6 protein-coding genes and 1 pseudogene are annotated in these 8,758 nt (G+C 55.0%); 1 reads left to right on the top strand and 6 read right to left on the bottom strand.

Features of this window, described 5'->3' with window-relative positions:
• From ABX962_RS22395 to ABX962_RS22405, 3 genes are all read right to left on the bottom strand, one after another.
• The coding region (locus ABX962_RS22395) for an MFS transporter (protein ID WP_372722478.1) at positions 1-339 on the bottom strand (339 nt) is incomplete at its 3' end.
• 10 nt (positions 340-349) lie between these two features.
• Positions 350-1,837 carry a sulfatase gene (locus tag ABX962_RS22400; protein WP_372722487.1) on the bottom strand — a complete coding sequence of 496 codons (1,488 nt, stop codon included), beginning with the start codon at positions 1,835-1,837 and terminating at the stop codon, positions 350-352.
• A 57-nt stretch (positions 1,838-1,894) separates the two neighbouring features.
• Positions 1,895-3,439 carry a sulfatase-like hydrolase/transferase gene (locus ABX962_RS22405; RefSeq protein ID WP_372722479.1) on the bottom strand — a complete coding sequence of 515 codons (1,545 nt, stop codon included), beginning with the start codon at positions 3,437-3,439 and terminating at the stop codon, positions 1,895-1,897.
• Positions 3,440-3,777: 338 nt separating this feature from the next.
• On the opposite strand from ABX962_RS22405, the gene ABX962_RS22410 reads away from it, so the two are divergent.
• Complete coding sequence (locus ABX962_RS22410; RefSeq protein ID WP_372722481.1) at positions 3,778-5,262, top strand: sulfatase; 1,485 nt, start codon at positions 3,778-3,780, stop codon at positions 5,260-5,262.
• 293 nt (positions 5,263-5,555) lie between these two features.
• Here the strand turns inward: ABX962_RS22410 and ABX962_RS22415 are convergent, their stop codons facing one another.
• The 3 genes and pseudogenes from ABX962_RS22415 to ABX962_RS22425 all read right to left on the bottom strand — a co-directional run.
• Positions 5,556-6,857 (bottom strand): PQQ-binding-like beta-propeller repeat protein, encoded by a 1,302-nt coding sequence (locus ABX962_RS22415; protein ID WP_372722483.1) that lies wholly within the window; start codon positions 6,855-6,857, stop codon positions 5,556-5,558.
• 120 nt (positions 6,858-6,977) lie between these two features.
• Positions 6,978-7,727: pseudogene (locus ABX962_RS22420) on the bottom strand (MIP/aquaporin family protein); the annotation flags it as partial.
• Positions 7,728-7,953: 226 nt separating this feature from the next.
• Positions 7,954-8,758, bottom strand: an 805-nt coding sequence (locus tag ABX962_RS22425) for a phospholipase D-like domain-containing protein (protein ID WP_372722485.1), incomplete at its 5' end; no start/stop codon positions are given.

The raw sequence follows: 8,758 nt of genomic DNA on the forward strand, positions 1-8,758 counted from the left end.
ATAGGCATACAACCACTTCATCACCCCCAGCGACGGGATCGCCGCCAGCAATACTCCGCCAAGCGACGTCGATAGCAAAGCCACCGTCATCATCTTGCGAGCCGCAAACGCGTCGGCAAGCGGGCCGCCAGGAAAGTACGCCAGCATCGCAACAACGCCGTAGGCTGCAAACGCGTAACCGAGTTCAAGGTTGCTGATCCCGAACACTTCTAGCAAAGTCGGACGAAACACACGAGCGATCACAAACGGCAAAAAAAAGATCGCTTCACCCGCAATCACCAACGCCAGCATCGCCACCGTCAAAGGTGGTCGAAGCGGCGGTGATTTGGATTCGTCCATGACATCGTTCCTAAAGCCGTTCTGGATTGAATGGCGTTGTCGGAGTTTGCCCTGATGCACGTGCGTGCAACAGCGGACGTAATCGGGCAATCACGCTCCGGGACCGCTCGTCCGGATCAATCGCCAAATTTTCGAACTCCAATGGGTCGACGTGGTGATCATACAATTCAAATCCATATTTGCCTTCGCCCCATTCGGTATACCGGTAGCGGTCGCTGCGGATACTGCACCCCATCACCGGATCGCCAAGCCGATCGTCGGCGGGACGCAGCACTTGCGTCACCGCAACCGAGTCCCAATCGGCAAGCGGATTGTCCAACAAGGGACGCAGACTCTGGCCGTCTAGATCCTCTGGCGCGGTGACCCCAGCCAAATCGGTCAGTGTCGGATAGATATCGACGAACTCAACAACACGGCGACAATCCCCCCCAACCTTGGCGTGCTGTGGCGAGCGGATGATTAACGGGGCGCGAGCGGATTGCTCGAACAGGGTTCGCTTTTGCCAGACGCCCTCATGCTCGCCCAAGTGATACCCGTGATCACTCCAAAAAACCACGATCGTATTTTCAGCGAGATCCAGCTGCTCAAGCGCATCCAGCAGCCGTCCGACCTGAGCATCGACAAATGACACACACGCATAATACGCCTGCGTTGCCTTGATTAGCGTGTCGTGATCGAGCTGATAGTTCGGCACGGGACAATTATGCGCGAACGCGGCAAGCGGAATGTCATCGCGATCGCCGGGCGGCGAGTAAGGCAACCGCAACTCAGCTGCCGGATACAAATCAAAGTATTTCCTTGGCGCGACATAGGGCGTGTGCGGACGAAAGAAACCGACGCCAAGAAAGAATGGTTTGTCGCGTTTCTGCTGCATGAGCTTGATCGCTTCGCTGGCGATCATCCCGTCGGTCTGCTCTTCATCCTCGCCGTCGGCAGCCAACCAACTGAGTGCACCGCTGATCTTTCGATGCGGTTCGGCGTTGTAGACCAACACCTCGTCGGTCTTATCGCGACCTCGGGGGTTAATGGTTTGATTCCATGACGGCGGATCATCAAAACCGTCCGTCCCAATCGCCGCAGGCACGTTGTAGTGGTAGATCTTGCCAACGCGTGCGGCAAAGTAACCAGCTGCCTGGAACGATTGCGATAGCGTGACCACATCGGGCAACTCGTCGCGAAAGTGGCGATCGAGGTCGTAGACTTTGATTTTGTCAGGCCGCAGTCCCGTCATGATCGACGCCCGAGTGGGGTTACACAGCGGCAATTGGTTATAAGCTCGTTGGAAACAAACGCCGCTGGCGGCAAGCCGATCGATATTCGGCGTCCTGGCGATCACGTCACCGTAACAACCAAGCGTGCACGCCAAATCGTCAACGGCAATGAATAACACGTTCGGTGGCCGGGACGAAGTTATTGGCCCCGCGGGATCGCCCGCGTGAGTGCGAGGAACACCACACGCGAGCGAAACGCACATTGCAATGCAAACGCGAAACAACATCAACGAAGCACTCTCAAAAGAAGTCAGCGGTGGGGATCGGACAAACGAAGTCGCAGGTTACTTCGACTTCTTTGGCTTGTTCTTCTTCGGCGTTTGTTTGGCCGGTGCGGTCAATCCGTCGTTAGGTTGATCCCAAAGCCGATACGGATCGTCCAGCCGCCGCATCTCGCTCAGCAGCAACGCCTCCATTTCGGCCAATTTGTCAGCGTATTTTGGATTCTCTGCGAGATCAGTCTGCATTGGATCCTGCTTGCCATGTTCCGCCAAAAATTCATGAGGATTTTCTGCGAGGTTGAAGAGCTGCGTCTCGCGTACGGTGCCATCCAAGACATCGTATTTAATCAGTTTCCAGTCGCCTTTTTTGACCGAACGCATCCCCGGTTTGGTACCGCCGCTGTAGGTGCCATACAACACATCACGCACCTTTGACTTCTTCCCTTCCAAAACCGGTTTAAAACTGATCCCTTCGTTGGTTTCCGGGGGATCAATGCCCGCCAGATCACAGAGCGTCGCCAGCGTGTCGAGCAGGTAGGTGTTTCCGATCGCACGCGAACCTGGTTTGATCCCTGGTCCTTTGACGATCAGCGGAACTCGCCATGTGTGTTCGTACAGATTCTGTTTGCCTTGCAATCCATGACGACCAATCGCGATGCCGTGGTCCGAGGTATAAACGACGTAAGTGTTATCGAGTTCGCCCATCGACTCGAGCTTCTTCAGTACTCGACCGACTTGGATATCGATCGCCTCGTCGCAAGCGTATTCACGGCCACGTTCGTTGCGAATCGTGCGTTCGTCACGGTTCGTCCAGACGCCGCTGACCGAGACTTCGTCACGCAATCCCGGATGCCCGTGGGGGAACGGATGCTCGGGAAGGTAGTTTTCCGGAAGTGCAGGTTGTTTGGGATTTTCGTCAGGCAGCGTGTTGCGATCGGTGTGATTGGTGGCCCCATACTTTTCAAGCAACTCAGGTCGGCCATCACGAGTGTCGTGCGGATGCGAAAATCCAAAGTAGACCAAAAACGGATCCGAATCATTATCCGCTTCGCGTTGATCTAAATAGTTCATGACTTGATCGCCGTGCCACGGGCTGCCCGATTCGTCGGTTCCGCCGCGTTTGGTGGCGTCGTGACGCACCGTAAATTGTTTGTTCGCCCCTTCATAAGAATTGCCTCGTTTGCAAGTTCGCATCGTGTCGTAACCCGATCGATTGAACACCGCAGCAAGCGTGTTCTGTTCTAGATTGGGTGGACACAGCTGTTTGCCGTTGGGCGCGATTGGCAAATGCCAAACGGTGCGGCCCGACATCACCATGTGGCGTGATGGAGTGCAGACGGCTCCCGAGAACGAGCCCATGTGATAGGCGGCGTCAAAGACCATCCCTTCGGCCGCCAATTTGTCGATGTTCGGCGAGTGCAGCGTCGACTTTGGGTTGTAAAACTTGAAATCTTCGGGCGACTGATCGTCGACGATGATGAATAGAATGTTCGGCCGTTTGGGCGAGTCGTTTTCGCGTTCCGTCGCCACCGCGTCGGCTGCCAATGGGATCATCGCCATGCATAAAGCGGCGATCAAGAGAGACAAATTGCGGATGGATCGTGTCATGAATTCCTTCTTCTCAGTTCAGTGCTGTGGGGAATTTGAATGCTGCGTGCCCGGAATCGGCCATAACGCTCGATTCGACCTTGGAACTTGGCGCTTCGCAGTTCACTGGTGCTAATGTCCTGCACTGCGACATTGTAAACAACGATTCCCAGTGATTTCGCTAGAAAGATCGAAAATGACCATGGGCGTACGCTCAGTGATAAGCGTCACCGTTTGGTACCCTATAATACTCGATCCAACAGGGCGACTGTGATTCGCGTCCTTTCGATTCCCCTCCTCCTCGCCCCACCTAAATTCCGATGATCCCACCGCAACGACGACTGTCAAATCGACCAGCAATGCTAGGACTACGAGTACCGAGACGAACGAAACCACTTCGCTGGGCCATCGTTTGCCTGACATTGGCGATCACGATCCTGGTACATGGATCCAAGGAAGTCCAAGCGTCGGAGAAACCCAATTTCATCGTCGTCTTCTGCGATAACCTTGGCTACGGCGATATCGAGCCATTTGGTTCGAAGCTTCATCGCACTCCGAATCTTAACCGCATGGCCGCCGAAGGCCGCAAGTTCACGCACTTCTGTGTGACCGCGGGCGTGTGTACCCCGTCGCGTGCAAGTTTGATTACCGGTTGTTACGCACAACGTGTTGGCATGCATACCAATCCTCGCGACGGTTTGGTGTTGCGTCCCGTTTCGCCTTACGGACTGAACCCTGATGAAGTGACGATTGCTGAATCACTCAAGGCTGCAGGTTATGCCACCGCGATCGTCGGCAAGTGGCATTTAGGGGACCAGCGGCAGTTTTTGCCGACGCGGCAAGGGTTCGATTTCTTTTTCGGTGTTCCCTACTCGGACGACATGACGGCACGAGTGTGGAAAGACGGTTCGCAATGGCCGCCACTGCCGCTGATGGAAAACGAAACGGTCATCGAAGCCCCCTGTGACCGCAACGGGTTGACCAAGCGTTACACGCAACGGGCGATGCAGTGGATCGCAGAACATCGCGACGAACCCTTCTTTTTGTATTTCCCACAAGCGATGCCGGGCAGCACCTCGACACCCTTTTCAAGCGATGAATTCCGTGGCAAAAGTGCAAACGGGCCGTGGGGGGACGCCATCGAAGAACTCGATTGGTCGATCGGCGTGATGCTGGATCAATTGCAAGAACTCGGGATTGCCGAAAACACGATGGTCGTTTGGACGTCGGACAACGGAGCTCCGATCCAACGCAATGTCAACGATCTGAGCCGAGGTTCGAATCTGCCACTACACGGTCGCGGGTACAGCACTGCCGAAGGTGCGTTCCGCGTACCAACGATCGTTTGGCAACCCGGCCAGGTTCCTGCGGGGACGGTTTGCGAAGAACTTGCAACCACCATGGATCTGTTGCCGACGTTCACCAAACTCGCGGGCGGAGTGTCGCCGCAAGACCGCAAGATCGATGGTCATGACATTTCGCCGTTGCTGTTTTCCGAACAATCCGCCAAATCACCCTACCAAGCGTTCTACTATTATCACACCGATCAACTGCAGGCGATCCGCAGTGGTCCTTGGAAATTATTCTTGCCAGTGACGGGAAGGCCTCATCCGCATTTCAAACCGAATCAGCCGTCTGAACCGCTGCTATTCAATGTCGTCGAGGACATCGCAAGCGTACACAACGTCGCCGCGGAGCATCCCAAGATCGTTGATCGGCTGATGGCGTTGGCCGAACAGGCTCGAGAGGATTTAGGAGACAGAGGACGACCAGGATCGGGGCAACGTCCCGTCGGCCGGATCGAGGAATCGGCGATCGCCCAGCCCCAGCGATTGTTGCCGTAGCATGGTCAAGGCTTGTCGATTGAATCCAAATGCAAATCGCAATGGTGAGCCATGGGCTGCAACGCACGGGTGCCGCGTGGGACCCGACCGCTGACGCGTCGCGGCTCAATCAATCAACAAGCCGGTCGAGGATTGAGCTTTGCAGTTACGGCTCATGCGTATTGGCAGAACGACGTAAGTCTGGGCTGGTAAAACGTTTGAGTTGGCGAAACGGTCAGGCAAGCCAATTCTCCGCCACTTATGATGTTATTGTGCATTCGTCACAACGTGAGTTCCGATCGCCTGCCATCAGTCTACTCGCCGATGCAGTACAAGTACTCTTGGCGTTTGTCGTCTTCGTGGGCTGCAGTCCGCAAAAAGATCTGGCCACCGGCGATTGCTGCGGACGCAAATACGCTTTCGCCCAACCGGTTCTCACCGAGGCTCTCATATTCATCCGGATTGGCGCGAAAAATAAACGTTTGCCCGTCTTCGTTGGTAGCGTAAATGCGATCCTTAACCATCACCGGCGAACTGGTGAACGATCCTCCGAGCCGTTTCTTCCACATCGTTTCACCCGTCTTGGCGTCCAAACACATCGCGACTCCGGCATCGAGTGTCAGATACAGATAGCCATCACGGTGCAACATCGACGGTACATAAACTCGCAAGTTTTCGTCCCAAGCAATCTTCCCAGATCCGTCCGCAACGATTGCTGCCAGGTGGTTTCGGGGATAACCGCCGCTGCTGAACACGTGTGTCCCGTCGGTCACCGTGGTGGTCACGCACTCGGTGGTCGCTCCCTCGATTTCCCATAACGTTTCACCCGTCAACGGATTCAAACTGGTCACCAAATCGCATCCGGTGACGATCAATTGGTCACGTCCGTCGATCTTCAAAACGACCGGCGATGCGTAATTGGGAAGCTCGGGGCGTTTCCGCTTCCAAACAATGTCACCGGTGTTTCGGTTTAATGCCGCGATCGCACCGCCCGCCTTGTTGTCGCACGTGACAAGCACCAAATCTTGGTAGATTGTTGGCGAGGATCCATAACCTTGGTGAATCAAGTAGTCATTAACGCGAGTCTGCCACAGCACGTTTCCATCTAAATCCAATGCGGAGGTGAACATCGCACTGTCGTTGATGAAATTGATGTACAAACGCGTTCCGTCGGTTGCGATGGTCGACGAAGCCAGTGTTGCTTTCTCGTTCGCCTTGCGGCCGCTCTTGTTCTCGAACCCGCCTTCATGCACGACGGACTCCCATAGCGGTTTGCCAGTAGCACGATCAATGCACAACACCAACTGGACCTTTCGCGATTCGTCAGCAGTCGGCAGATAAACGCGTGAACCGAGCAGCGTAGGCGAACCGTGCCCGCGACCCGCGATCGGCGTTCGCCACAACACGTTGTCTTCGCGGCTCCATTTTAAAGGTGGATCTTGATCCGATGACGCGATGCCGTTGACGGTGGTACCTCGCCATCCAGGCCAATCGGCCGATGTTAATTTCGATTCTGCCGCGATGCGGGGCGATTGTGCGGTGGCAAGGTTGACGTGCGCCAGACAACACCATGCAACAGCAACCGTGGCTGGGCCGAGACAGTAGAATCGCTTCAAAAAGTTTTCCATAGCTTATCAATCGTTACAAAAGAGTTTTATCAAGTCAAAGTTGTCGACCGCTTTGCGATCATAACGAAACCAGCCATCGAAGCAACGTTCTCGATGGACCGCAGGTTATCAGGCAATCATCAAATACACGATCGCCGCAAGCGAACCACCGACAATCGGAGCAACGACGGGAACCCATGCATAGCTCCAGTCGCTGTCACGTTTTCCCGGGATCGGCAGCAGTGCGTGCACCAATCGAGGCCCCAGATCACGTGCCGGATTGATCGCGTATCCGGTTGTCCCGCCGAGCGACAGCCCAATGCCAAACACCAACATCCCCACGGGCAGGAACCCGAGCGTGCCCAGCCCGAGTACGGGGTCGGTATCCACAGCGGCGTCGCCATTGGTCAGACTCGGGGTAATCATCAAGAAAATGGGCAGGATCAAGGCAAACGTGCCAACGGCTTCACACATAAACGCTTGCGGCAAATTTCGAATGTTGGGCGAGGTGCAGAAACACGCCAGTTTACTGTCGGCGTTCTCGGTGACTTTGAAATGTTCACGGTAGAACAGATAGACCAAGATCGCACCTGCGATAGCACCAAGCATCTGCGCGGCAAAATAGGGAATCGCCAAACCGAGACTTAATTTGCCCGCAATCAACATCGCGATGGTGACCGCAGGATTAATGTGAGCCCCACTGAAATCGTTTGCACAAAAGGCGCCAATGAACACCGCAATCCCCCAACCTGCTGCGATCACGATCCAACCGGAATCGTTTCCTTTGGTGCGGGCCAGGACGACATTGGCAACCACGCCGTTGCCAAACAGAATCAGCATCATCGTGCCGATAAACTCAGCGACAAATGGGGACATGAACTTTGGTTTCGTTTTCTGTGGGGATGGGGGTGGGCATCACGGTAGCCGCCTGCGTGACGAGTCACGATCGTTCGCGACCAGCATTGCTTTGCTTACCGGAAAACACAGATCATAGTGGATGCCAAACGCCAGCAATGCCGTTTCCAACATCCGAACACCGCAAATTACGATAATCGCGTTTCGCAGCCAGCACACCGCGTCGTATTTATGTGTGCCACACACGCGACTACTGGATCGGCGACAGCAGTCGCGAGCCTCGCACGAGCAGCTGAAATGGGTACGCGCTGTCGGTTAACTCGCTGCCCGGTGCTGGATCTGAATTACGGAGATCCTCTTCGAGTATTTCCGCCAAACGACCCGCAACGGTCGAATCAAAGAACACCATCATCAACTCGAAATTGAGCCGGAACGAACGGTTGTCAAAGTTAGCGGTACCAATCGAGGCGGTGTCATCATCCACCAAGATTACTTTTTGGTGCATAAAACGATCTCGATAGCGATACATCTTCACCCCCGCCGCTTCCATTTCTGGCAGGTATGAAAACGAAGAGAGCCAAACCATGCGTGCATCCGACACTTCGGGAATGATCACACGTACATCCACGCCACGCAGCGCCGCCAACTGCAGCGCCGTGGACATCTGTTGATCCGGAACAAAGTACGGACTTGCAATCCAGACTCGCTTCTCCGCACGATTGATCACTTGCAGAAAAAACAATGACGCGGTTTCAAACGTGTCGGCCGGCCCGCTGGGAAGACAAATCCCTTTGACCTCACCATTTTCCGATTGGGTTGGTGTCCACTGCAGTTGTTGGAGTAGTTCGTCGGTCACGGCGTGCCAATCCTCGGCAAAAACGATCTGCGCGCACTGCACCATCGGTCCTTCGAAACGCACGTGCGTATCACGATAGACACCGAGATCTTCGTTGTCGGCGAGGTATTCGTCGCCGATATTGTGGCCGCCTACAAATGCCTCGCGTCCATCGACGACGACAAGTTTGCGGTGATTGCGGAAATTCAGACGCGTCGAG

This window comes from Novipirellula sp. (assembly GCF_041583735.1).
Taxonomy (GTDB): Bacteria; Planctomycetota; Planctomycetia; order Pirellulales; family Pirellulaceae; genus Novipirellula.

Excerpts from the sequence above, each read along its gene's own strand:
- ABX962_RS22400 (WP_372722487.1), bottom strand. The coding sequence starts at position 1,837 with ATGTTGTTTCGCGTTTGCATTGCAATGTGCGTTTCGCTCGCGTGTGGT.
- ABX962_RS22405 (WP_372722479.1), bottom strand. The coding sequence starts at position 3,439 with ATGACACGATCCATCCGCAATTTGTCTCTCTTGATCGCCGCTTTATGC.
- ABX962_RS22410 (WP_372722481.1), top strand. The coding sequence starts at position 3,778 with ATGCTAGGACTACGAGTACCGAGACGAACGAAACCACTTCGCTGGGCC.